Genomic DNA, 22,065 nt, shown 5'->3' with positions numbered 1-22,065 from the left:
TCGCAGGAAAAGCGCAATTTCTGCCAAAACCGATACAGCGCTGACCGTTGACGGTGTTTCTCGCGCAGGTTAATCCCAAGACAGAATTAAAAGCCCGAATAGCGGTTGCCATGATCCGGACGCTCGGCAACACTCTCGTCCCGATCAAGGAAGGAGCCCGCCGTGAGCCCTGTCGATATTTTCCGCATGTTGTCGCTGGCCGCTATCTGGGGCGCGAGTTTTCTGTTCATGCGCATCATTGCCCCGGTGATCGGCACGATCCCGACCGGGTTCTTTCGCGTGTCGATCGCGGCTGCCGGGCTGCTGGTGATCCTTGGGCTGATGCGCATCAGTTGGGACTTCAAGGGCAAGCTGAAGACCGTGATGCTACTGGGCGTGATCAACTCGGGGATTCCGGCGACGCTGTATTCGGTTGCCGCCCAGGTATTGCCGGCCGGCTATTCGGCGATCTTCAACGCCACGACGCCGCTGATGGGCGTGTTGATTGGCGGTTTGTTCTTCAGCGAGAAACTGACGATTGCCAAGCTGGGCGGTGTGTTCCTCGGCCTGTTCGGCGTCGGCGTGCTGACACGCGCCGGTCCCGTGGCCTTCGACCTGCAACTGCTGATGGGCGCGGTCGCCTGCCTGCTGGCGACCACTTGTTATGGCTTTGCCGGTTTCCTCGCGCGGCGCTGGCTGGATCAGGCCGGTGGGCTGGACAGCCGTTTGTCGGCACTGGGCAGCATGCTCGGAGCGACGTTGTTTCTGCTGCCGCTGTTCGCCTACAGCGTGATCACTGCGCCGCCGGTCAGCTGGGGTGGCTGGCATGTCTGGCTGTCGCTGCTCGGCCTGGGCCTGGGTTGCACGGCGTTTGCCTACATCATCTATTTCCGCCTGCTCAGCTCGATCGGCCCGGTGAAATCGATGACCGTGACCTTCATGATCCCGCCGTTCGGCGTGTTGTGGGGGGCGTTGTTGCTGGATGAGCCGTTGTCGATGGCGCACATTTATGGCGGGGTGCTGATTGCGGCAGCGTTGTGGCTGGTGTTGAAGCCGGCGGTGGTGAGGCCTGCAAAGGTGTCAGTCCGTTAGATTTTCTGCCGCAGATATTCGCGAGCAGGCTCGCTCCCACAGAAAAATACATTCCAATGTGGGAGCGAGCCTGCTCGCGAAAGGCGGCGCAACAAGCGCCACCTGCCTATCGGCTATCCGGTTTTACGGAACACAAATACCAGCCCGACAATAATCAGCAGCATTCCCAACACGCTCAACGCCGCCAGACGATTACCGAAAATCAGGTAATCCATCACTGCCGTCACCGCCGGCACCAGATAGAACAGGCTGGTGACATTCACCAGATTGCCCCGCGCGATCAGTCGATACAGCAACAGCGTCGCCAGCACCGACACCACCAGGCCCATCCATAACACCGGGACAATAAAGCCTGCGCTGTGCTCGAAGTGAAACGGCTGGAACGGTACGAACACCGCGCACAGCAACAGGCCGGCCAGGTACTGCACTGGCAGCGTACCGAGCGGATTGTCGGTGATGCGTTTTTGCATGATCGAGCCGAGCGTCATGCTCGCCAGCGCCAGCAAACCGAACAACATGCCAGCCCAGGACATTCCGGCCAGACCGATGCCCTGATAAACCACCATGATCAGCCCTGTCAGCCCCAGCGTCAGGCCGAACAGGCGGCTCGCCGAACGCTGGCGCTCCATCAGCACCACGGTGAGAATCGGCTGAACGCCCATCAGAGTGGCCATCACCCCCGGCGTGACTTTGCAGTCCAGCGCCAGCAGATAAAAGATCTGATAGGCGCCCAACAGCACCACGCCGGTGGCGATCGCAAACAGCATCGGTTTGCCGCCCTTGGGCAACTTGAGTTTGAGCAGCGGCGCCAGCAACACCAGCCCGCACAGGGCGATGGCGAAGCGAATCAGCAGAAAGGCAAAGGGCGAAGCATGGGCCAGGCCCCATTTGGAGAAAATCGCCCCGCTGCTCCACAGCAGAACGAACAGGCTCGTGGACGTCGCCGCGAGCGCGGACTGTTTCGAAAGGACAAACATGAATACCACCTGTAGTCAGGCAAGAAGCCAACTCAGCCGAAGCTGAAATTCAGTAGGTTTTTCTGGCGGGCGCGGGGTTCAGCAGAAACTGCCGATCAGCCCCGAACACCAACGCCCGGCGGCGAAACGACTGCGCACACCGGCGTGCTACTGACAGGTGGAGGGTAATGACTGATCTGCACAGGCTGCCGATTCCCGCACGGCACGACGCCAGCGTTGACCGCTGAATCGACTACCGCGTTGATGAGGGATGCAGGCATGGATGCTGATCTTTATTGAGGAAATGAAGGCGTGAGCATGGCGCTCAAGCGGGCTGACTATAACCAGCCCGGGACACAGATTGCAATGACTTGGGCAATGGGCCGGTAGCGACAGTGCGGCGCCGGGTGGTTAGGGTTATTGGCGTGGCAACGGATTGTCAGGAGACATGGAATGCAAGAGATCATATGCCAAGGAAACGGACGTATTTGCGGTATCAGGTTTATCGGTCGGAGGCGAGGAAGCGGGCGGCAGTTACATTTGCGAAGCTACACAGCGAACTCGAGGCGCGCGCAATTGTTGACGTTGATTATTCCAAGGTTCGCTTCGAGGCTATTGATGCGTCCGCCATGAAAGCTTATGAGCAATGGCTCGATCCGCATTTCTGCTGGGAGGAAATTGTCCGATGGAAAGCCAAAGAACCAATGAGCTTCGATCTGGCAATCTGGTTTGATCGTGAACTGTGCGGACTTTGTTTCGCCAATCCGAACCAAAGCCGACTGAGAGTCAAAATTGTGCGTCTTGAGGGGCACCCAAACGAACACCCGCTCAAGGGCCGCATAGCGACCTTCGCCCTGACTGCCGTCACTCATTTCGCACGTATCATCGGCAGCCAGCAAATCGAAATTCAGGAGCCTCTTTCGGGAGCTATACCTCTATACCGTCAACTGGGTTTCGAATTCGACTCTGAGGGCCGTCTTGTGAAGCGTATTGACCAAGTCTAGTATCTGAGCACCTGCTCATTTAGTGATCAACGTGGGAGATCCCATGAAAGCTGTCGTTGAAAAGAAAGCATCAAACTTCAAATCCAGAAAGATGGAGAAAAAGCAGCCATCTGTTGAATTATCTGAAACCGAGATGCATCGCATCAGGAATGCACTGGTCAATCCAGCCGTTGAAGAGCCAAGCGGCGCATTAGCCGGGTCGTCCTTTTCCTTCCGCTAATGAAAAACCGCTCCCAAAGAGCGGTTTTCTATTGTCTGATCCAGCCTCAGCCAAACAACCAGTACCCCAGCATCGTCAGCACCAGCACCGCCAGCACCGGGCGCATTACCCTGTAGGCCTTGGGATGGCGGCGCTTCCACTGCTTGACCACGCCGCTGAAACGGTCGCTGAAGTTCTTGCTCCAGGCATAAGCCTGGTTGATGCCGCCAACGCGTTCGTCATCAAGATTCTGCGGCGCGGTGGCGCGGCCGAGCCAGCCGCTGATGAAGCGGTTGATCCGGGTCATCAAGCGGTTGCTCAGCGGACGTTCGATGTCACAGAACAGAATCACTCGAGTCTGAGCGGTTTCATTCTTGACCCAGTGCACGTAGGTCTCGTCGAACATCACGTCATCGCCGTCGCGCCAGGCATAGACCTGACCGTCGACGAAGATCCGGCAATCATCGGAGTTGGGCGTCGACAAACCGAGGTGATAGCGCAGCGAGCCGGCGAACGGATCGCGGTGCGGGTTGAGGTGACTGCCGCCCGGCAGCAGCGCAAACATCGCGCCCTTGACGTTGGGAATGGCGCTGACCAGCGCCACGGTTTTCGGGCACAGGGCTTCGGCCGATGGCAACGGTTTGTCGTACCACTTCAGATAGAAACGCTTCCAGCCTTTCTTGAAAAACGAACCGAAACCGGCATCGTTATTCTTTTCGGCAGCGCGAATGTAGCCTTCGTCGAACAGGTGCATGGCTTCGTCGCGGATGGTTTCCCAGTTGTCGCGCAGAACATCCAGTTCCGGAAACTTGCTGCGATCCAGATACGGTCTGGACGGCACTGCGGAAAACAGGTACATCAACGCGTTGTAGGGCGCGAACAGCGCGGAGTGGTTGACGAACTGGCGCAATACCGGCAAACGCGCCTTGCCGCGCAAATGCACATAGAGCGTGCTGCCCAGAAACAGCAACAGCACAAACGCCTTGGCGGCAAACGAAACGGTCATCAACAACTCCTTGAATAAAGACAACGCTGCGCAATGCCCTTTACCCGGCATGGCAGCCGGCCATGATAAACACTACCGGCCTGCGGAAAAACCCGCCTGACACAAGATTAAGTGTTAAGCATTACGCAACAAAGCCTTTATTAGCATGCAGCACCTGAACCTCGGCTGACCTGAATCAACAGGCTTACTGCTGGTTCTCCTGCTCGGTGAACAGGTCACTGAACAGCATGCTCGACAGATAACGCTCGCCCGAATCCGGCAGCACCACGACGATGGTTTTGCCCTGCATCTCTGGTTTCTCCGCCAGACGCACCGCCACCGCCATGGCAGCACCGCAGGAAATGCCGCACAAAATCCCTTCTTCCTGCATCAGTCGCAAAGCCATGGCCTTGGATTCTTCATCGGTCACCTGCTCGACGCGATCGACCATCGACAGATCAAGATTCTTCGGCACAAAACCGGCACCGATGCCTTGAATCTTGTGCGGGCTCGGCTTGATCTCGGCGCCGGCCAACGCCTGCGTAATCACCGGCGAAGAAGCGGGCTCGACAGCCACGGACAGAATCGGTTTACCGGCGGTGTTCTTGATATACCGCGAGACACCGGTAATGGTTCCGCCGGTGCCGACGCCTGCCACCAGCACATCCACGGCGCCGTCGGTGTCGTTCCAGATTTCCGGGCCGGTGGTCTTTTCATGAATCGCCGGGTTGGCCGGGTTATCGAATTGCGCCGGCATGAAATATTTATCGGTATCGCTGGCGACGATTTCCGCGGCTTTCTCGATGGCGCCCTTCATGCCCTTGGCCGGCTCGGTCAACACCAGTTCCGCGCCCAAGGCTTTAAGAACCTTGCGGCGCTCGATGCTCATCGATGCCGGCATGGTCAGCATCAACTTGTAGCCACGCGCAGCGGCAACGAAGGCCAGACCGATACCGGTGTTACCGGAAGTCGGCTCGACAATGGTCATGCCCGGCTTGAGTCTGCCGCTGCCTTCGGCGTCCCAGATCATGTTGGCGCCGATTCGGCATTTGACCGAGTAACCGGGATTGCGCCCCTCGATCTTGGCCAGAATCGTAACCCCGCGCGGCGCGATGCGGTTGATCTGGACCAGCGGCGTATTACCGATGGAGTGGGCGTTGTCAGCGTAAATACGGCTCATGGCTGGGTCCTTATGCAGCGTTGAATTCAGCCTTCCAAGGTAAGCCCGTTGCCGATCACAGTCCAGTCGGGTCGAACGTCTGCAAACGCGCGGAGTCAATCGCATTGAATCGTCAAGCCACACTCTTGAAGGAACAATGGCATGAAACGTCGTTACAGCTGGCCGCTCTGGACCCTGGCGGGTGTCGTGGTGCTGCTGGTCGCCCTGCATTTCGCCCTGCCCTATCTGGTACGCGACTACCTCAATGACAAGCTCGCGGACATGGGCGATTACCGTGGACAGATCACGGATGTCGATCTCGCGCTATGGCGCGGCGCCTACAAAATCAATGGCCTGAAGATCGTCAAGGTCGATGGTAAGGTCCCGGTGCCGTTCGTCGATGCGCCGTTGATCGACCTGTCGGTGAGCTGGCATTCGCTCTGGTACGACCATGCCGTGGTCGCGCAGGTGCAATTTCTCAACCCCGAAATCAACTTCGTCGACGGCGGCCCCAACAAGCAGAACTCGCAAACCGGTCAGGGCACCGACTGGCGTGAACAATTGGGCAAGCTGCTGCCGATCACCCTCGATGAAGTGCAGATCAACGACGGCCGTATCACCTTCCGCAACTTCAATTCCAAGCCGCCGGTGAACATGAACGCCAGCAACGTCAACGCCAGCATCTACAACCTGACCAATGTGGTCGACAAGGAAGGCAAACGCGACGCCCGCTTTGAAGGCAAGGCCTTGCTGCTGGGCCACGCGCCATTGGAAACCACCGCCACCTTCGATCCGCTGAGCAACTTCGAAGACTTTGAATTCCGTCTGCGCGCCCGTGACATCGAGCTCAAACGCATGAACGACTTCGCCGCCGCCTACGGCAAGTTCGACTTCAACGCCGGCCACGGCGACGTGGTTATCGAAGCGAAGGCAGAGAAAGCCCGACTCACCGGCTACATCAAACCCCTGCTGCGCGACGTCGACGTTTTCAACTGGCAGCAAGACGTCGAGAACAAGAACAAAGGCCTGTTCCGCTCCATCTGGGAAGCGCTGGTCGGCGGCACCGAGACCGTGCTGAAAAACCAGAACAAAAACCAGTTCGCCACTCGCGTCGAACTCAGCGGCAATGTTCACCAGCAGAACGTCAACGCCTTCGAAGCGTTTTTGCAGATTTTGCGCAATGGCTTCATCCAGGCATTCAATGCGCGATATGAGCGGCCGAAGCCGGATGAGGGTTAATTTTTGCGGTTGACGACATATCGACCTGTGTCTTCGGCCGCTATCGATGAACGCTGTTGCAGCGAATCCCAGCCCAGACAGGCCAACGCCAAAGAACGTGGCACTGCTTCACGCCCATTGCTGTAACGGCTGATGCTGCGAGCGCTCACACCGAGCGCTTCGGCCGCATCATTGAGAGAAAGTCCGGTACGGGCGCGCCAATCGATAAAAATGCGCGTGTTCTCATCCTGGGCATTTTGCGCTAGCGCATCCATATACAAGGTGTCTGCACCGATCTGTACGTCGGGTTCAACCCATTCAACGATCCAACCCTCGTCCCCGACTACGGCAGTCGCAAAGACTTCGCGATCAAGCAGTGGCCGCAGACCTGGATAAGTATGAATATCCATCCCCAAATCAACTGTCAGTTCCTGACCATTGATAAATGTCAGCGCCAACCTGAAATCCGACAGGACGTGCGCAGATCGCAGACGCGGCCGTTTCATGGGTAACATCGATTTTCTGCCCTTTTTACTAACCGAGTAAGAAAGGCTATCGCCAAATCGGCGATACCGGAATACTGGCCATCCGCCGAGACTGAGTCAACATGTGACGCTCCATTCAGAGACTGAATAAGCCGTCTGCGTTCACAGTCGACCGGCGTGCGCGTTATAGTCGGGCATCCGATTATTCGCCCCGCCCTGCCCGCAAGGTCAGCGTTACCGTTCGAGGATTTGCAGATGAAGTTCGAAGGCACCCAGGCCTACGTCGCCACCGATGACCTGAAGCTGGCGGTCAACGCCGCCATCACCCTGGAACGGCCGCTGCTGGTCAAGGGTGAGCCGGGCACCGGCAAGACCATGCTCGCCGAGCAACTGGCCGAGTCGTTCGGGGCCAAGCTGATCACCTGGCACATCAAGTCCACCACCAAGGCCCATCAGGGTCTGTACGAGTACGACGCGGTCAGCCGTTTGCGCGACTCGCAGCTGGGCAATGAAAAAGTCCATGACGTGCGCAATTACCTGAAGAAGGGCAAGCTCTGGGAAGCCTTTGAGTCCGAGGAGCGGGTGATTCTGCTGATCGACGAAATCGACAAGGCCGACATCGAGTTCCCCAACGACCTGTTGCAAGAACTCGACAAGATGGAGTTCTACGTTTACGAGATCGACGAGACCATCAAGGCCAAGAAGCGCCCGATCATCATCATTACTTCCAACAACGAGAAAGAGCTGCCGGACGCCTTCCTGCGCCGCTGCTTCTTCCACTACATCGCTTTCCCCGACCGCACTACCCTGCAGAAAATCGTCGACGTGCACTACCCGGACATCAAAAAGGACCTGGTCAGCGAAGCGCTCGACGTGTTCTTCGACGTGCGCAAGGTACCGGGCCTGAAGAAAAAGCCTTCGACGTCCGAGCTGGTCGACTGGCTGAAACTGCTGATGGCCGACAACATCGGCGAAGCGGTGCTGCGCGAGCGCGATCCGACCAAAGCCATTCCGCCGCTGGCAGGCGCACTGGTGAAAAACGAACAGGACGTGCAACTGCTTGAGCGCCTGGCGTTCATGAGCCGGCGCGGCACCCGCTAAGAGGCTGCTGCCATGTTGCTCAACCTGTTCAACGAAATGCGTGCAGCCAAGGTGCCGGTGTCGGTACGCGAGCTGCTCGACCTGATCAACGCGCTGAAACAGCGCGTGACCTTCGCCGACATGGACGAGTTCTACTACTTGTCGCGGGCGATTCTGGTGAAGGACGAGCGCCATTTCGACAAGTTCGACCGCGCGTTCGGTGCCTACTTCAATGGCCTGGAGAAACTCGACGATCACTTGCAGGCGCTGATTCCCGAAGACTGGCTGCGCAAGGAATTCGAGCGTTCGCTGAGCGACGAAGAACGCGCGCAGATCCAGTCCCTTGGCGGGCTGGACAAGCTCATCGAGGAATTCAAGAAGCGTCTGGAAGAACAGAAGGAACGTCACGCCGGCGGCAACAAATGGATCGGCACCGGCGGCACCAGCCCGTTCGGTTCCGGCGGTTTCAACCCGGAAGGCATCCGCGTTGGCGATGCCGGCAAGCGTCAGGGCAAAGCGGTCAAGGTCTGGGATCAGCGCGAGTACAAGAACCTCGACGATTCGGTGGAACTGGGCACGCGCAACATCAAGGTCGCCCTGCGTCGTCTGCGCAAGTTCGCCCGTCAGGGTGCGGCGGAAGAACTCGACATTGACGGCACCATCGACCACACCGCCAAGGACGCCGGCCTGCTGAATATCCAGATGCGCCCGGAACGGCGCAACACGGTGAAGCTGCTGCTGTTGTTCGACATCGGCGGTTCGATGGATGCGCACGTGAAGATCTGCGAGGAATTGTTCTCGGCCTGCAAGACCGAGTTCAAGCATCTTGAGTATTTCTACTTCCACAACTTCATTTATGAATCAGTGTGGAAGAACAACATGCGCCGCACTTCCGAACGCACCTCGACCCAGGATCTGCTGCATAAATACGGCGCCGACTACAAAGTGATCTTCATCGGTGACGCCGCCATGGCGCCTTACGAAATCACCCAGGCCGGTGGCAGCGTCGAGCACTGGAACGAAGAGCCGGGTTACGTGTGGATGCAGCGCTTCATGGAGAAATACAAGAAGCTCATCTGGATCAACCCGTATCCAAAGGACACCTGGGGCTATACCTCGTCGACCAACATCGTCCGCGATCTGATCGAGGATCAGATGTATCCGCTGACGCTGCGCGGGCTTGAAGAAGGGATGCGGTTTCTTTCCAAATAATCGTTAACTCGCGAAGCTTTTAGCGATCTTTAAAGCGCTGCAAATACTCGACATGCTCGCGGTGCGCGACGTCCTGCACCACCGGCCGCAATCTCACCTTCACTCCCGGCAGACATTGCGCCAATCGTGCCAGCGCCAGCGGCGTCAACGCGCCCAGGCGCGGGTATCCGCCAATGGTCTGGCGATCATTGAGCAACACGATCGGTTGGCCATCGGGCGGCACCTGCACCGCGCCCAACGGAATCCCCTCGGAGATCATCGGCGCGCCCTGATATTGCAACGCCGAGCCGAGCAGGCGGATGCCCATGCGGTCGGCGCGACTGTCGATGGTCCAGGCGCTGTTGAAGACATCGAACAGGCTCTGCCCGCTGAACTGGCCGATCTGTGCGCCGAGCACCAAGTCCAAAGGCGCGTGCGTTTTGAAATCCGGCCGCAGCGCCGAAGGCATTTCCCGTACTGCCAACGCTTCGCCGCTGTAACCGAGCACCGCCCCTTTGGCGAGCGGAAGGCCCATGCCATCAAGCCCGCCCAATTCTTCGCGCACCACCGTGGCACTGCTGCCCAGTACCTTGGGCGCAGTAAACCCAAAGGGCGCGGCCAGATACGCCCGGGCGCCGAGCGAAGGCTGCGTGAACCGCAATGTCTGGCCTTTCGCCAATTTGAAACTGCGCCACGGCGCCAGCGGCTGGCCGTCGATCTGCGCGCCGAGATCCGCTCCCGCCAGCGCCAGCAGGCAATCCTCTTCAGCCACAACAGCAAACCCGCCGAGGGTGATTTCAACCACTGCTGCATCCAGCTCATTGCCGAGCAGCCAATTGGCCCAGCTCATCGAACACCAATCCGCCGCGCCGCCCTGGGTCACGCCCAGATGCCGCACGCCAAACCGCCCGGCATCCTGCAACAGGCACAGCGGCGTGCTGGCCTCGATCATCAATCGACTCATGCCAGCGCCTCCAGTGGGGTGTCATCGCCGCCCAAGCGTATGAATTCGGCGTGATCGACGGCTTCGAAGCGCACCGTGTCGCCCGGTTGCATCAGGCTGTAGCCGTCGCGATGGCGATCAAACAGTTGCGCCGGGGTGCGCCCGATCAGGTTCCAGCCACCGGGCGAGACCACCGGATAGGCAGCGGTCTGCCGCTCGGCGATACCGACGCTGCCAGCGGCGACTTTCTTGCGCGGTGTGTTCAAGCGCGGCGCGGCGAGCATTTCTTCGACCAGGCCCATGAAGGCAAAACCCGGCGCAAAGCCCAACGCGAACACCTGATATTCCCGTGCGCTGTGGCGACGAATCACCTCCTCCACCGCGAGACCGCTGCGTTCAGCCAACAGGCTCAGTTCCGGGCCGACACTCAAGTCGTACCAGACCGGCAAGACGTGGCGCTGCCCGGCACGGCGCGCATTCGGCGTCAGATCGACCAGCGCTTCGGCGATCAAGTCACGCGCCTGAGCAGGACTCAACAGCGTCAGGTCGTAATGCACCATCAACGTCGTATAGGACGGCACCAGATCGATCAACTGTGCACCAAACGCCGTGCGCAAACGCTCGCTGGCGGCGAGCAGCCACGGCATGTTGGCTTCGGCGATTTCATCGAACAGACGCAGCATCAGGCAGTCGAGCGCCACCACTTCAATCCGTGGGTTCATGACGCACTCGACTGCTGCAAGGCCTGGCGAATGCGCTGCACGGCGGCCACGGAACTGGCGTTGTCGCCGTGTACACACAAGGTATTGGCGCGCAGGATCAAGGCGCTGCCATCGCTGGCGGTGAGCGCGCCGCCATCGGCAATGGTCAGCGCTTGCTCGATGATTTTTTCGGGATCGTGATGCACGGCGCCCGGCAGTTGCCGGGAGACCAGCCGGCCGGCGCTGTCGTAGGCACGGTCGGCGAATGCTTCAAACCACAGCGTTACGCCGTATTCATCGCCAATTTGCTGCGCCGCAGCGTTGTCTCGGGTCGCCATCAACATCAGCGGCAGATTGCGATCATAAGCGGCCACGGCCTGCACCACCGCACGCAATTGCGCAGGGTTGGCCATCATGTCGTTGTACATCGCGCCGTGGGGTTTGACGTAGCTCACGCGCCCGCCCTGCGCCTTGCAGATGCCGTCGAGGGCACCGATCTGGTAATGCAGGATGTCTTGCAGCTCTTGCGCGGAATAGGCCATGGAACGCCGGCCGAATCCGACCAGATCCTGATAGGCCGGGTGCGCGCCAATCTGCACGCCATGCTCGAGCGCCAGCGCCACTGTTTTGCGCATGATGCTCGGGTCGCCGGCATGGAAACCACAGGCAACGTTGGCGCAATCGATGAAGGGCATGACTTCGGCGTCCAGACCCATGGTCCAGCTGCCGAAGCTCTCGCCAATGTCGCAATTCAATAGCAGGCGGCTCACGGTGAACACTCCTGTAGCTGCTGGTCTTTTTATCTGTAGGAGACTTCTGCGCAGGGTATCAGTTACTGCGCGTCGAGTTGCTTGCCACGGGTTTCCGGCAGGCTCAGCGCCGCCAGAATCACCACGCCATAGGAGACCGCCGCGAAGGCGCCGATGCCCATGCTCAATGGCACTTTCTGGCTGAGCAGGCCGATCAACAGCGGGAACAACGCCGCCAGCGCGCGGCCGATGTTGTAGCAGAAACCCTGGCCCGAGCCGCGAATCCGCGTAGGGAACAATTCGGTGAGAAACGCACCCATGCCGCTGAAAATCCCCGAAGCGAAGAAGCCCAGCGGAAAGCCCAGCCAGAGCATCACGCCGTTACTGACCGGCATCTGCGTGTAGAGCAGAACGATGGTGAACGAGCCGACCGCGAACAAAATGAAGTTCTTTTTCCGCCCCAGCAGGTCGGTCAGATACGCGCTGATCACATAACCGACATAGGAACCGACGATCACCATCGCCAGATAACCACCGGTGCCGAGCACGCTCAAACCGCGCTCGTTTTTGAGGAAAGTCGGCAGCCAGGAGGTGATCGCGTAGTAGCCGCCCAGCGCACCGGTGGTCAGCAAAGAAGCGCGAAACGTGGTGAAGAGCATTCCCGGTGCGAAGATCTCGTAGAACTTCGCCGGGTTTTCCGGAGTTTGCGCGGCTTTGGCTTCGCGATAGATCTCCGGATCTTTCACCAGTCGACGGACAAAAATCACGAATATCGCCGGCACGATGCCGAGGATGAACAGCGCGCGCCAGGCATCTTCCGCTGGCAACACCGAAAACAGCAGCGCGTACAGAATCGCCGTCAGGCCCCAGCCCAGCGCCCAGCCGGATTGCACCATGCCCACCGCTTTGCCGCGATCCTTGGCGCGGATCACTTCACCGATCAACACTGCGCCAGCGGTCCATTCACCGCCGAAACCGAAGCCCATCAACGTGCGCGCGATCAACAATTGTTCGTAGTTTTGCGCGAAGCCGCAGAGGAAGGTGAAGAAGGCGAACCACAGCACCGTCAGTTGCAGCGTGCGCACGCGGCCGATGCGGTCGGAGAGGATCCCGGCGACCCAACCGCCGATCGCCGAAGCGATCAAGGTGCTGGTGTGAATCAGCCCCGCTTCGCCCGTGGTGATGCCCCACATCGCGATCAGCGTCGGCACGACGAAGCTGAGCATCTGCGTGTCCATACCGTCCAGACCGTAGCCGATCTTGCAGCTCCAGAACGTGCGGCGCTCCTGCTGGTTGATGTTGCGGTACCAGTCGAATGGCCCCGGACGCGCCGCAGGCTTGGATAAAGGAAGGGTATCGGGAGCACTCATGGCAAATCTCCGCAGGGCTTTTATTGGTCTTGTTCGAAGCTCCGACGACGCCTATCGTGGGAACCGGATGCGCCGATTTTTCGTCGCCCTGCCCTGCGCCGTCCAACGAATAAAAACCCGCCTTAGGCATAAGAAAAATTTGTCACTCGAGCCTTGTCCATGAATCTGAAGTTTCTCGAGACCTTTGTCTGGGTCGCGCGCCTGAAGAGTTTTCGCCTGACCGCTGACAAGCTGTTCACCACCCAGGCATCGATTTCCAGCCGCATTGCGGTGCTCGAAGGCGAGCTGGGCGTAAAGCTGTTTTTGCGCGACTCACGCGGCGTCAGCCTGACCCCGGAAGGCCTGAAAGTGCTCGACTATGCCGAGCAGATGCTCGACACCATGGCGGCGCTGAAGCAGTCGATCGAGACCCGTTCGAGCAAGGTCGGCCGGGTGCGTATCGGCGTGATGGACACAGTGATCCATACCTGGCTGAGCCCGCTGGTGGCGCAGATGACCGATCTGTACCCACGGGTGGAAATCGAATTGGTCGCGGATACCGCGCTGAACCTCTGCGATCAACTGCAAAAAGGCTTCCTTGATCTGGTTCTGCAAACCGATCTGGTCCGTCACGAAAGCGTGCGCAGCCTCGAGCTGGCGAGCCATCCGCTGGGCTGGATTGTCGCGAGCAATTCGATCTACAACCGCGACTACGCCGACCTCGCCGAACTGGCGCAGGAGCGGATCATCACCTATTCGAAAAACTCACGACCGCATCAGGATATCGTCGCGCTGATGCAGGCCAGCGGCGTCATGGCGCCACGCTTGAATTGCGTGAACTCGGTGTCGGCGATCACCCGGTTGTTGCGCGACGGCTTCGGTATCGGCGCGCTGCCGCCGGTGCTGGTGACCGAGGGGCTGGCACGGGGCGAATTGATCTTGCTCGACATCGAGCAGCGGCCGGCGAATCTGCCGGTGGTGGTGTCGTGGCGGGTCGGGGTTGAGTGGGTCGAGGAGATCGTGACGTTGTGTCAGCAGGTCCTGGCGGGGTATGCGCACAAGGTCGGCAAGGACTACATCACCCTTACTGAATGATTACGTGGCGAGGGGATTTATCCCCGCTCGGCTGCGCAGCAGTCGTGATTGCGGCCAACGCGGTCTTTCAGTGCAGGTTTTGGGGCTGCTGCGCAGCCCAACGGGGATAAATCCCCTCGCCACAGAACTCATTCACCACAGAACCCACTCGCCACGGAACTCATTCGCCACAGAACCCACTCCCCCCATAGCCCATTCACCACAGAGCCCATTCACCACAGAACCCACTCACCCCAGAGCCCACTCACCACAGAATCCCCCATGCCATAAGGCCTCTCTTGCCAGAGGGGATTGTGCAAGTCTTACAAACCGCGCACATCGCGATCTTCGATCGGCCGGCTCTGGCGCAGGCGGCGGCCGCCGAGGACGACCCAGTCGATCAGGCGGAACAGGCATTCGATGCCGAACGACAGCAGCAATGCGCCGCTCATGCCCCAGATCATCGCCTCTGGCGTCAGCAGGATCTGGTAGCTGTAGCCGTTCCAGGTTTCCTTGCGAATATCCGGATCGGCGGCCAGCACCACTTGCAGGAAGCGCACATACCACGGGCCTTGCATCGCCTGGAACTGCTTATCCAGCGCGACCTGGCGAGTGAGCAAAGTGTTCAGGCTGTCGGCATCGCTGCGAAAAATCGGATCTTCGCTGGCCCGGTAATGCGCGACCAGCGCCTGCATATCGCCTTTGAAAAACTGATCCGCCGTGCCCTGGAAACCACGCAGACCGGTCTGCGCTTCGATCAGGTGCGCTTCGACACGCTGGGCGTAATCGTTGATGAACCCCGGCACCTGGACACCGATCAACAGGCCCGCCGCAAACAACACCAGCCGTAGATAACTGAGCAACATGGGTGCAAATCCTTATTCGGTCTTGCCCTGGCTGACGCATTCGCCGCGTCGCCACAGGCTCCATTGGCCCGGTTCGTAACGGGTCCAGGTTTCGTTTTCGGTCAGAGGCTCGGTGGCAATCACCGTGACCACGTCGTTGGGCGTGGTTTCGGCCTGGAAGTCGACGATCACATCGACATCCTTGAGCCGCGCCGGGCCGAACGGGGCGCGGCGGGTGATCTGGGCGAGTTTGGTCGAGCAGTAACAGAACAGCCAGTCACCGTCGCTGAGCAGGCAATTGAACACGCCTTTGCTGCGATATTCGGCGCACGCTGCGACCAGATCCGGCAGCAGCGTTTCGATATCGACCGGCTCGGGGAAGGCTGCGCGTACCCGGTTGAGCAAATCGCAGAACGCCGCTTCGCTGTCGGTATCGCCGACCGGTCGGTAGAAACTCTTGATCGCAGTGAAGTCGGCGAGCTGGCCGTTGTGCGCGAAACACCAGTTGCGCCCCCACAGTTCGCGGACGAACGGGTGGGTGTTGGACAGGCAGACCTTGCCGACGTTGGCCTGGCGAATATGGCCGATGACCACTTCGCTCTTGATCGGATAACGCTGCACCAGGTTGGCAACTTCCGACTCGCTGCTCGCTGCCGGGTCCTGAAACAGCCGCAGGCCCCGCCCTTCGTAGAAGGCAATGCCCCAGCCGTCGCGGTGCGGGCCGGTACGGCCGCCGCGCTGCATCAGGCCGGTGAAGCTGAACACGATGTCGGTCGGCACGTTGGCACTCATGCCCAGTAATTCACACATGTGCGGACTCTCGGGTTACAGACGCGGCTCGACCCGCATGCGCTGCGGATTGTTCGGTACTGGCGGGCGACCGTAGCGGTCGTCACCGGCGCCACCGAACGGTTGATCATCGTCGCGCTCTTCGGCACGGGCGGCGGCCTTGGCTGCCTCGGCGCGTTCACGCCGTGCTACCGAGGCACGCTCGATCGGCAGGCGGATCAAGACGAAAACCAGATACACCCCGAAGGCGATCATGCCGTACATGAACAGATCGGAAACCGCGCGCCAGGCGTTGTTGCCGACCTTGAACAGCATGTCCAGGGCGGTGATGGCGATGGCCGGTGCAACTTTGGCTTTCACCGGATCGACGATGGTCGGGCTGAACAGCAACACCGCCATCAGCACACGCAGCGGCTCGCGCAGCCAACGCCACATCCAGGTGGTCAGGCGCATCCATACCAGCAGGCAGCCCACGGCGGCAAAGGCGTAAAGGCCCCAGGCGATCAGATAGTCGTTCTCGGTCATGGTGTCCATGGCAAGGCAGGCAAATAGGCGCTTATAGTAACGACTTTTCGCCCATGCGGCTTGTCCCAATACCAGACGGCCAGCAGCCGCCCCTGTGGGAGCGAGCCTGCTCGCGAATACGGACTGTCAGTTGCAACAGCGTTGCCTGACACACCGCTTTCGCGAGCAGGCTCGCTCCCACACGGGCTGCGGCGCTTTCAAGACCTGCGAACAACCCAATTCCGAATATTGTCCGAGAGCCTTCCATGCCCCAATCCGCCAATGTCATGACTGCCCCGATTGCCCAGCGGGCGCCCGGCGCCGACCCGTATGCCTGGCTGCAGGAACGCGATACCGACGCGGTGCTCGACTACCTCAAGGCTGAAAACGCTTATCAGGAAGCGCAAATCGCCGATCAGGCCGAGCTGCGCGAAAGCCTGTTCAACGAAATCAAGGGGCGGATTCTCGAGACTGATCTGTCCCTGCCCTCGCCCTGGGGCCCCTACCTTTATTACACGCGCACCACCGCCGGTGACGAATATGCCCGGCACTACCGCTGCCCGCGCCCGGCGGACGACAGCCTGACCCTCGATGAAAGCCGCGAGCAACTATTGCTCGACCCGAATGCGCTGGCCAACGGCGGTTTCTTCTCGCTCGGTGCTTTCAGCATCAGCCCCGATCACCAGCGCCTGGCCTACAGCGTCGATACCTCGGGCGACGAGATCTACACGCTGTTCGTCAAGGAGCTGTCCAACGACAAGGTCAGCGAACTGGAATTCGAGGACTGCGACGGCAGCATGACCTGGGCCAACGACAGCCTGACCCTGTTTTTCGGTGTGCTCGACGACACCCATCGCCCGCACAAACTGTTCCGCTATCGCCTTGATGGCACTGCCGCCGAAGAGGTTTTTCACGAGCCGGACGGGCGTTTCTTCCTGCATTGCTACCGCGCCAGCTCCGAACAGCAATTGCTGCTGTCGCTGGGCAGCAAGACCACCAGTGAAGTCTGGGCGCTGGACGCCAACCAACCGCACCTGCCGTTCAGCTGCCTGGCGCCACGGGTCGAAGATCACGAATACGACGTCGACCACGGCCTGCTCGATGGCGTCTGGACATGGTTTATCCGTACCAACCGCGACGGCATCAACTTCGCCCTGTATCAGGCCCCGGACACTGGCGTGCCGCCGAGCGAGGCCGACTGGCAGAACCTGATCCCGCACAACGAAGAAGTGATGCTCGACGGTGTCAGCCTCAACACCGAAGCGATGACTTTGAGTCTGCGCGAAGGTGGCCTGCCGATCATCGAGGTTCACCCGCAGGGCTCGGCGCCGTATCGCGTGCAATTGCCCGATGCGGCCTACAGCCTCCACGTGCAAAACAGCCTGGAATTCGAGAGCGACCGCATTCGCTTGCGCTACGAAGCATTGAATCGCCCGGCCCAGGTGCGCCAGTTGATTCTTGCCAGCGGCGAGCAAACGGTGCTCAAGGAAACCCCGGTACTCGGCCAATTTGATGCCGACGCCTATGTCAGCCAACGCCTATGGGCCACCGCCCCGGACGGCACGCAGGTGCCGATCAGTCTGGTGATGAAGCGCGAAATGGTCGGTAAACCGGTGCCGCTGTATCTGTATGGTTATGGCGCTTACGGCTCCAGCCTCGATCCGTGGTTTTCTCACGCCCGCCTGAGCCTGCTCGATCGCGGCATGGCCTTCGCCATTGCCCACGTACGCGGCGGCGGCGAGCTGGGCGAAGCCTGGTATCGCGCCGGCAAGCAGGAACACAAACACAACACCTTCAGCGACTTCATCGCTTGCGCTGAGTTTCTGATCCTCAACGGCATCACCACGGCGGAAAAACTGGCGATCAGCGGCGGCAGCGCCGGTGGCCTGCTGATCGGCGCGGTACTCAATCAGCGCCCGGACCTGTTCGGCGTGGCGATTGCCGAAGTGCCGTTCGTCGACGTGCTCAACACCATGCTCGACCCCGATCTGCCGCTGACCGTCACCGAATACGACGAATGGGGCAACCCGCAAGAACCGGACGTCTATGATCGGATCAAGGCTTACGCACCGTACGAAAACGTCACCGCGCAGGCTTATCCGCCACTGCTGGTGATCGCCGGCTACAACGACAGCCGCGTGCAGTACTGGGAAGCGGCCAAGTGGGTAGCAAAATTGCGCGCAACCAAGACCGACGACAATGTGCTGCTGCTCAAGACCGAACTGGGCGCCGGGCATGGCGGCATGAGCGGGCGCTATCAGGGATTACGTGACGTAGCGCTCGAATATGCATTTGTGTTCAAGGTTTTGCAGATTGCCTGAGGAACTCTGTGGGTGGCTTGGGTCTTACAGCAGACCCTTGTGGCGAGGGGATTTATCCCCGTTGGGCTGCGAAGCGGCCCCAAACCCTGCAAACTCAGTATTCCTGAAGCACCGAGTTGGCAGGATTTGCGACTGCTGCGCAGCCGAGCGGGGATAAATCCCCTCGCCACAAAAGCCCATTCCTACGGGATCCGTGTATAGCCTTGAAATGTGATAACAAAAAGACCGCATCGACATGTCTGAACCGACCTTTCTGAACAACGAGATCCGCGACTGGCTGATGGACTGTGGCCTGTTCGATCAATTGCAGCTGGCCGACTTCGCGGCCGCTTCCGGCTATTTCAGCATCAGCACCGTGGCTGAAGGCGAGGCGATTTTTCGCGAGGGTGATGCCGGCAGTTTCATGTGCATCATCCACACCGGCCAGGTCGCCGTGCAGAAAACCGGCGCTGACGGCCAGGTCATCACCATGGCCACCCTGCGCAGCGGCCGGGCCTTCGGTGAAATGGCCGTGCTCGATGGCGAGCGCCGCTCGGCTACCTGCATCGCGGCGAGCAATTGTCAGTTGCTCAATCTGGGCAAGGATTCGCTGGAGAAAATGCTCAACGACGCACCGAAAATCGCCGCGAAGATCATCCGCGCCCTCGCCGTCTCGCTGTCCAAACGCCTGCGCATGGCCGACGGCCAGCTCGCCGCGCAACAGGTTTAACCGCCGGGGGATTTGACCTTGTTGCCGTTCGGCTCGATGCCCGGCACCGGTTGATCCTTGCTCGGCGGGCTGGGCATTTCGATCGGCACCAATGGCGGGCTGCCGCTACCGGCGCCCGACTTGGGCAGGGTGATCGGGGTGATCTGCGGATACGGTGTCGGCGTCGCGGTGCCGGGCGAGCCGGGCTGCGGCGTCGGGCTGACCGGAACGCTCTGCTGGGCCTGCACTGCAGTAATCGCGAGCGCGGCCAGGGTAATGACCGTTAGAATGGTGCGCTTCATCAAGGGCTCCGTTTGGCCTTTAGTCTGTGCTCAGGCTACTCCCAACGCGCCTGCTTGCCTTCCCCCCTTTAGAGATTTCCATGAAACGTTTCGTTCTGCTCGACACCACCCCGATCCCTGAAAACGGCGGTGCCCTGTGCCTGTTCGAGTATGGCGAGGATTTCGTCATCAAGATCCAGGGCGGCGACGGCGGACAGTTGATGAACACGCGCATGCACGGTTCTGAAGATGCGCTGGCCGAGATCCCCTGCCGCAAGGTCGCCGGCCGGCCGAATTCGCGGGTGTTGATCGGCGGCCTGGGCATGGGTTTCACCCTCGCCTCGGCACTCAAGCACCTGGGCAAGTCCGCCGAAGTGGTGGTCGCTGAGCTGGTGCCCGGCGTAGTCGAGTGGAATCGCGGCCCGCTCGGGGAGAAGTCCGGTCGGCCATTGCTCGACCCGCGCACGGTGATCCGTCAGGAAGATGTGGCCAATGTGCTGCAAAGCGAGCCGAACGGTTTCGATGCGATCATGCTTGACGTTGACAACGGCCCCGAAGGCCTGACTCAAAAGGCCAACAGCTGGCTGTATTCCGCCGCAGGTCTGAATGCCTGCGCCAAGGCGCTGCGCCCCAAAGGTGTGCTCGCGGTATGGTCGGCCAGCGCCGACCGACAGTTTTCCGACAAATTGAAGAAGGCCGGTTTCAAGGCCGAAGAAGTCCAGGTCTTCGCCCACGGCAACAAGGGCACCCGTCACACGATCTGGATTGCCGAGAAGCTCAAGGGCTGAGCTAAACTGCGCATAACCGTCATCAGTCTTTCTGCAAAGGTGAACCCATGAGTTCGTCCACCCCCACCAACACGTCGAAGCTGGACCGCATCCTCGCCGACAACCAGCGCGACAAGGAAATGGGCTACCGCGACAAGGCTCTGAAAATGTACCCGCACGTCTGCGGCCGCTGCGCCCGCGAGTTTTCCGGCAAGCGCCTGAGCGAACTGACTGTGCATCACCGCGACCACAACCACGACAACAACCCGCAGGACGGCTCGAACTGGGAGCTGTTGTGCCTGTATTGCCACGACAACGAGCACTCGCGTTACACCGATCAGCAGTATTTCGGCGACGGCTCGCTGAGCACACCGAAGATCGCCAAGGCCACGCATAACCCGTTTGCGGCCCTGGCTGGCCTGATGAAAAAAGAAGATTGAAGATCTTCATCGCCTGAGCTGGCCCTTTCGCGAGCAGGCTCGCTCCCACAGTTGAAATGCGTTCCCCTGTGGGAGCGAGCCTGCTCGCGAAGGCGGCCGGCCAGGCACCACAAATCTCGAATCTGCCCGCCCTCCCCCAATCCCCGTATAATCGCCCTCTTTTTCCCGAAGGCACCCCGCTCGTGGCAGACAAACGGTACAGCTGCATTGGTTTGTATAACCCCAAATCACCGGAGAACGTCGGTTCGGTGATGCGCGCCGCAGGCTGTTACGGCGTGGCGTCGGTGTTCTACACCGGCAAGCGTTATGAACGCGCCGCCGATTTCGTCACCGACACCAAGCGCGTGCACTACGACATCCCGTTGATCGGCATCGACGACCTGAAAAAAATCCTTCCGCTTAACTGCGTGCCCGTTGCGGTAGAGCTGGTCGAAGGCGCACGGCCGCTGCCGGAATACACCCACCCCGACCGCGCCCTGTACATCTTCGGGCCGGAAGACGGCTCGCTGGATAAGGAGATTCGCGACTGGTGCGAAGACGTCGTGTACATCCCCACCACCGGCTGCATGAACCTCGCCGCCACGGTCAACGTCGTGCTCTACGACCGCATGGCCAAGGGCCTGAACACCCGCTCCGGGCCGAAATTCCGCTGAAGCGTCGCACATTCGATGGAACAAGCTGACGGCCCCGGCAGTCAGCTTATCTATCAATCGCACCCTGCTTGGAGATAGATCATGAGCGAGCTCAAACGCGTAGAACGCATCGAATCCACCCCGTTCCAGTCGCCTTCGCACAAGAATGTGCATGGCTGGGAGCGCGTCGGCTCGTTGACCGGCGGCGTGCTGATGGTCGGCAAGGGCCTGCGCCGTGGCGGCGTATTCGGCCTGCTGCAAGTGGCGCTCGGCGGCATGGCCGTAGCCCGTGGCATCACCGGACACTGCTCGGCGAAAAGCCTGTTGGAAAAAGGCCGTCAGGACATGAGCAACGTGCGGGCGAAGATCGAACGCGCCGGGGAAGAACTGAGCAAGTTGAAGACCAATGCCGAAGTGGCCACGGAAACGGCGACCGTCACCGGCAATGATTCGCTGACCTCGCCGAAGGCCGGCGTCTGAGGCTTTAAAGCAAAAGATCGCAGCCTGCGGCAGCTCCTACACGGAATCACGTTTTCCATTGTAGATACTCTGTTCACGGTCAAGCTTTTTGGGTGTGTTTATCGCTAAAAAGCTTGGCTGTACTGAAGTCTTCGCCTGCCCGCATGCAGGCCCA

At 60.0% G+C, this 22,065-nt stretch carries 25 protein-coding genes; 13 read left to right on the top strand and 12 right to left on the bottom strand.

The genetic code is table 11. The features are described from left to right. Window positions 1-162: 162 nt before the first annotated feature. Window positions 163-1,071 carry a DMT family transporter gene (locus AC0Z5Z_RS12970; RefSeq protein ID WP_056783615.1) on the top strand — a complete coding sequence of 303 codons (909 nt, stop codon included), beginning with the start codon at window positions 163-165 and terminating at the stop codon, window positions 1,069-1,071. Between the two features lie 113 nt (window positions 1,072-1,184). Here AC0Z5Z_RS12970 and AC0Z5Z_RS12965 read toward each other — a convergent pair whose 3' ends face one another. Next, complete coding sequence (locus AC0Z5Z_RS12965; protein WP_095180660.1) at window positions 1,185-2,048, bottom strand: DMT family transporter; 864 nt, start codon at window positions 2,046-2,048, stop codon at window positions 1,185-1,187. 446 nt (window positions 2,049-2,494) lie between these two features. On the opposite strand from AC0Z5Z_RS12965, the gene AC0Z5Z_RS12960 reads away from it, so the two are divergent. Together AC0Z5Z_RS12960 and AC0Z5Z_RS12955 are read left to right on the top strand one after the other, a co-directional pair. Next, window positions 2,495-3,031, top strand: a complete 537-nt coding sequence (locus tag AC0Z5Z_RS12960; protein ID WP_056783608.1) for a hypothetical protein — start codon at window positions 2,495-2,497, stop codon at window positions 3,029-3,031. 43 nt (window positions 3,032-3,074) lie between these two features. Further along, the gene (locus AC0Z5Z_RS12955; protein ID WP_191622380.1) at window positions 3,075-3,251 is read left to right on the top strand and encodes a hypothetical protein; all 177 of its coding nucleotides are present in this window, start codon (window positions 3,075-3,077) and stop codon (window positions 3,249-3,251) included. A gap of 46 nt (window positions 3,252-3,297) precedes the next feature. On the opposite strand, the gene AC0Z5Z_RS12950 is transcribed toward AC0Z5Z_RS12955, so the two are convergent. Together AC0Z5Z_RS12950 and cysK are read right to left on the bottom strand one after the other, a co-directional pair. Continuing rightward, window positions 3,298-4,236, bottom strand: a complete 939-nt coding sequence (locus AC0Z5Z_RS12950) for an aspartyl/asparaginyl beta-hydroxylase domain-containing protein (protein WP_252868967.1) — start codon at window positions 4,234-4,236, stop codon at window positions 3,298-3,300. Between the two features lie 184 nt (window positions 4,237-4,420). Continuing rightward, entirely contained in the window at window positions 4,421-5,395 is a 975-nt protein-coding gene (cysK, locus tag AC0Z5Z_RS12945; RefSeq protein WP_095180659.1) for a cysteine synthase A, read from the bottom strand. 141 nt (window positions 5,396-5,536) lie between these two features. On the opposite strand from cysK, the gene AC0Z5Z_RS12940 reads away from it, so the two are divergent. Then, window positions 5,537-6,613, top strand: a complete 1,077-nt coding sequence (locus AC0Z5Z_RS12940) for a DUF748 domain-containing protein (protein WP_056783605.1) — start codon at window positions 5,537-5,539, stop codon at window positions 6,611-6,613. Here the strand turns inward: AC0Z5Z_RS12940 and AC0Z5Z_RS12935 are convergent. Continuing rightward, the gene (locus tag AC0Z5Z_RS12935; RefSeq protein WP_056783602.1) at window positions 6,610-7,107 is read right to left on the bottom strand and encodes a helix-turn-helix domain-containing protein; all 498 of its coding nucleotides are present in this window, start codon (window positions 7,105-7,107) and stop codon (window positions 6,610-6,612) included. The genes AC0Z5Z_RS12940 and AC0Z5Z_RS12935 overlap by 4 nt on opposite strands. A gap of 225 nt (window positions 7,108-7,332) precedes the next feature. Between AC0Z5Z_RS12935 and AC0Z5Z_RS12930 the strand changes: the two genes are divergently transcribed. Together AC0Z5Z_RS12930 and AC0Z5Z_RS12925 are read left to right on the top strand one after the other, a co-directional pair. Continuing rightward, on the top strand, window positions 7,333-8,178 hold the full coding sequence (locus tag AC0Z5Z_RS12930; RefSeq protein ID WP_007911294.1) for an AAA family ATPase: 846 nt from the start codon (window positions 7,333-7,335) through the stop codon (window positions 8,176-8,178). A 12-nt stretch (window positions 8,179-8,190) separates the two neighbouring features. Then, complete coding sequence (locus tag AC0Z5Z_RS12925; protein ID WP_016771218.1) at window positions 8,191-9,369, top strand: vWA domain-containing protein; 1,179 nt, start codon at window positions 8,191-8,193, stop codon at window positions 9,367-9,369. A gap of 19 nt (window positions 9,370-9,388) precedes the next feature. Here AC0Z5Z_RS12925 and AC0Z5Z_RS12920 read toward each other — a convergent pair whose 3' ends face one another. From AC0Z5Z_RS12920 to AC0Z5Z_RS12905, 4 genes are all read right to left on the bottom strand, one after another. Then, window positions 9,389-10,312 (bottom strand): 5-oxoprolinase subunit C family protein, encoded by a 924-nt coding sequence (locus tag AC0Z5Z_RS12920; protein WP_256809410.1) that lies wholly within the window; start codon window positions 10,310-10,312, stop codon window positions 9,389-9,391. Next, window positions 10,309-11,013, bottom strand: coding sequence for a 5-oxoprolinase subunit PxpB (gene pxpB, locus AC0Z5Z_RS12915; RefSeq protein ID WP_457264058.1), 705 nt, complete (start codon window positions 11,011-11,013; stop codon window positions 10,309-10,311). Before pxpB ends, AC0Z5Z_RS12920 begins: the two co-directional genes overlap by 4 nt. Further along, on the bottom strand, window positions 11,010-11,762 hold the full coding sequence (locus AC0Z5Z_RS12910) for a 5-oxoprolinase subunit PxpA (protein WP_353188785.1): 753 nt from the start codon (window positions 11,760-11,762) through the stop codon (window positions 11,010-11,012). Before AC0Z5Z_RS12910 ends, pxpB begins: the two co-directional genes overlap by 4 nt. A gap of 62 nt (window positions 11,763-11,824) precedes the next feature. After that, the gene (locus AC0Z5Z_RS12905) at window positions 11,825-13,111 is read right to left on the bottom strand and encodes an MFS transporter (RefSeq protein WP_016771221.1); all 1,287 of its coding nucleotides are present in this window, start codon (window positions 13,109-13,111) and stop codon (window positions 11,825-11,827) included. A gap of 159 nt (window positions 13,112-13,270) precedes the next feature. On the opposite strand from AC0Z5Z_RS12905, the gene AC0Z5Z_RS12900 reads away from it, so the two are divergent. Then, window positions 13,271-14,185, top strand: a complete 915-nt coding sequence (locus tag AC0Z5Z_RS12900; RefSeq protein ID WP_485611182.1) for a LysR family transcriptional regulator — start codon at window positions 13,271-13,273, stop codon at window positions 14,183-14,185. A 302-nt stretch (window positions 14,186-14,487) separates the two neighbouring features. On the opposite strand, the gene AC0Z5Z_RS12895 is transcribed toward AC0Z5Z_RS12900, so the two are convergent. The 3 genes from AC0Z5Z_RS12895 to AC0Z5Z_RS12885 are packed head-to-tail and all read right to left on the bottom strand — an operon-like array spanning window position 14,488 to window position 16,332. Beyond that, window positions 14,488-15,030, bottom strand: coding sequence for a DUF2937 family protein (locus tag AC0Z5Z_RS12895; protein ID WP_016771223.1), 543 nt, complete (start codon window positions 15,028-15,030; stop codon window positions 14,488-14,490). A gap of 12 nt (window positions 15,031-15,042) precedes the next feature. Beyond that, complete coding sequence (locus AC0Z5Z_RS12890; RefSeq protein WP_252887460.1) at window positions 15,043-15,819, bottom strand: class II glutamine amidotransferase; 777 nt, start codon at window positions 15,817-15,819, stop codon at window positions 15,043-15,045. Between the two features lie 15 nt (window positions 15,820-15,834). After that, entirely contained in the window at window positions 15,835-16,332 is a 498-nt protein-coding gene (locus AC0Z5Z_RS12885; RefSeq protein WP_056783588.1) for a hypothetical protein, read from the bottom strand. Between the two features lie 236 nt (window positions 16,333-16,568). On the opposite strand from AC0Z5Z_RS12885, the gene AC0Z5Z_RS12880 reads away from it, so the two are divergent. Together AC0Z5Z_RS12880 and AC0Z5Z_RS12875 are read left to right on the top strand one after the other, a co-directional pair. Beyond that, window positions 16,569-18,623, top strand: a complete 2,055-nt coding sequence (locus tag AC0Z5Z_RS12880; RefSeq protein ID WP_252877656.1) for a S9 family peptidase — start codon at window positions 16,569-16,571, stop codon at window positions 18,621-18,623. Window positions 18,624-18,858: 235 nt separating this feature from the next. Next, entirely contained in the window at window positions 18,859-19,332 is a 474-nt protein-coding gene (locus AC0Z5Z_RS12875; protein ID WP_016771227.1) for a cyclic nucleotide-binding domain-containing protein, read from the top strand. On the opposite strand, the gene AC0Z5Z_RS12870 is transcribed toward AC0Z5Z_RS12875, so the two are convergent. Beyond that, window positions 19,329-19,613 carry a hypothetical protein gene (locus AC0Z5Z_RS12870; RefSeq protein ID WP_016771228.1) on the bottom strand — a complete coding sequence of 95 codons (285 nt, stop codon included), beginning with the start codon at window positions 19,611-19,613 and terminating at the stop codon, window positions 19,329-19,331. The two genes, AC0Z5Z_RS12875 and AC0Z5Z_RS12870, sit on opposite strands and share 4 nt — an antisense overlap. An 80-nt stretch (window positions 19,614-19,693) precedes the next feature. Here AC0Z5Z_RS12870 and AC0Z5Z_RS12865 point away from each other — a divergent pair, with 80 nt between their 5' ends. From AC0Z5Z_RS12865 to AC0Z5Z_RS12850, 4 genes are all read left to right on the top strand, one after another. Continuing rightward, on the top strand, window positions 19,694-20,380 hold the full coding sequence (locus AC0Z5Z_RS12865; RefSeq protein WP_071174691.1) for a spermidine synthase: 687 nt from the start codon (window positions 19,694-19,696) through the stop codon (window positions 20,378-20,380). A 47-nt stretch (window positions 20,381-20,427) separates the two neighbouring features. Further along, entirely contained in the window at window positions 20,428-20,799 is a 372-nt protein-coding gene (locus AC0Z5Z_RS12860) for a YajD family HNH nuclease (RefSeq protein ID WP_003222612.1), read from the top strand. A gap of 182 nt (window positions 20,800-20,981) precedes the next feature. Further along, window positions 20,982-21,452, top strand: a complete 471-nt coding sequence (locus tag AC0Z5Z_RS12855; protein ID WP_007911337.1) for an RNA methyltransferase — start codon at window positions 20,982-20,984, stop codon at window positions 21,450-21,452. 81 nt (window positions 21,453-21,533) lie between these two features. Then, window positions 21,534-21,911: a YgaP family membrane protein gene (locus tag AC0Z5Z_RS12850; protein ID WP_252877654.1), complete on the top strand. Its 378-nt coding sequence runs from the start codon at window positions 21,534-21,536 to the stop codon at window positions 21,909-21,911. Window positions 21,912-22,065 lie beyond the last annotated feature (154 nt).

The organism is Pseudomonas sp. 1L-E-NC-VB-C3 (assembly GCF_057291535.1).
The sequence above is the reverse complement of the archived record's forward strand: the minus strand, read 5'-3'. Positions and strand labels throughout refer to the sequence as shown.

Coding starts and splice junctions, on each gene's coding strand:
- AC0Z5Z_RS12965 (WP_095180660.1), bottom strand. CDS start 2,048: ATGTTTGTCCTTTCGAAACAGTCCGCGCTCGCGGCGACGTCCACGAGC.
- AC0Z5Z_RS12960 (WP_056783608.1), top strand. CDS start 2,495: ATGCCAAGGAAACGGACGTATTTGCGGTATCAGGTTTATCGGTCGGAG.
- AC0Z5Z_RS12955 (WP_191622380.1), top strand. CDS start 3,075: ATGAAAGCTGTCGTTGAAAAGAAAGCATCAAACTTCAAATCCAGAAAG.
- AC0Z5Z_RS12950 (WP_252868967.1), bottom strand. CDS start 4,236: ATGACCGTTTCGTTTGCCGCCAAGGCGTTTGTGCTGTTGCTGTTTCTG.
- cysK (WP_095180659.1), bottom strand. CDS start 5,395: ATGAGCCGTATTTACGCTGACAACGCCCACTCCATCGGTAATACGCCG.
- AC0Z5Z_RS12940 (WP_056783605.1), top strand. CDS start 5,537: ATGAAACGTCGTTACAGCTGGCCGCTCTGGACCCTGGCGGGTGTCGTG.
- AC0Z5Z_RS12935 (WP_056783602.1), bottom strand. CDS start 7,107: ATGTTACCCATGAAACGGCCGCGTCTGCGATCTGCGCACGTCCTGTCG.
- AC0Z5Z_RS12930 (WP_007911294.1), top strand. CDS start 7,333: ATGAAGTTCGAAGGCACCCAGGCCTACGTCGCCACCGATGACCTGAAG.
- AC0Z5Z_RS12925 (WP_016771218.1), top strand. CDS start 8,191: ATGTTGCTCAACCTGTTCAACGAAATGCGTGCAGCCAAGGTGCCGGTG.
- AC0Z5Z_RS12920 (WP_256809410.1), bottom strand. CDS start 10,312: ATGAGTCGATTGATGATCGAGGCCAGCACGCCGCTGTGCCTGTTGCAG.
- pxpB (WP_457264058.1), bottom strand. CDS start 11,013: ATGAACCCACGGATTGAAGTGGTGGCGCTCGACTGCCTGATGCTGCGT.
- AC0Z5Z_RS12905 (WP_016771221.1), bottom strand. CDS start 13,111: ATGAGTGCTCCCGATACCCTTCCTTTATCCAAGCCTGCGGCGCGTCCG.
- AC0Z5Z_RS12900 (WP_485611182.1), top strand. CDS start 13,271: ATGAATCTGAAGTTTCTCGAGACCTTTGTCTGGGTCGCGCGCCTGAAG.
- AC0Z5Z_RS12895 (WP_016771223.1), bottom strand. CDS start 15,030: ATGTTGCTCAGTTATCTACGGCTGGTGTTGTTTGCGGCGGGCCTGTTG.
- AC0Z5Z_RS12890 (WP_252887460.1), bottom strand. CDS start 15,819: ATGTGTGAATTACTGGGCATGAGTGCCAACGTGCCGACCGACATCGTG.
- AC0Z5Z_RS12885 (WP_056783588.1), bottom strand. CDS start 16,332: ATGGACACCATGACCGAGAACGACTATCTGATCGCCTGGGGCCTTTAC.
- AC0Z5Z_RS12880 (WP_252877656.1), top strand. CDS start 16,569: ATGCCCCAATCCGCCAATGTCATGACTGCCCCGATTGCCCAGCGGGCG.
- AC0Z5Z_RS12875 (WP_016771227.1), top strand. CDS start 18,859: ATGTCTGAACCGACCTTTCTGAACAACGAGATCCGCGACTGGCTGATG.
- AC0Z5Z_RS12870 (WP_016771228.1), bottom strand. CDS start 19,613: ATGAAGCGCACCATTCTAACGGTCATTACCCTGGCCGCGCTCGCGATT.
- AC0Z5Z_RS12865 (WP_071174691.1), top strand. CDS start 19,694: ATGAAACGTTTCGTTCTGCTCGACACCACCCCGATCCCTGAAAACGGC.
- AC0Z5Z_RS12860 (WP_003222612.1), top strand. CDS start 20,428: ATGAGTTCGTCCACCCCCACCAACACGTCGAAGCTGGACCGCATCCTC.
- AC0Z5Z_RS12850 (WP_252877654.1), top strand. CDS start 21,534: ATGAGCGAGCTCAAACGCGTAGAACGCATCGAATCCACCCCGTTCCAG.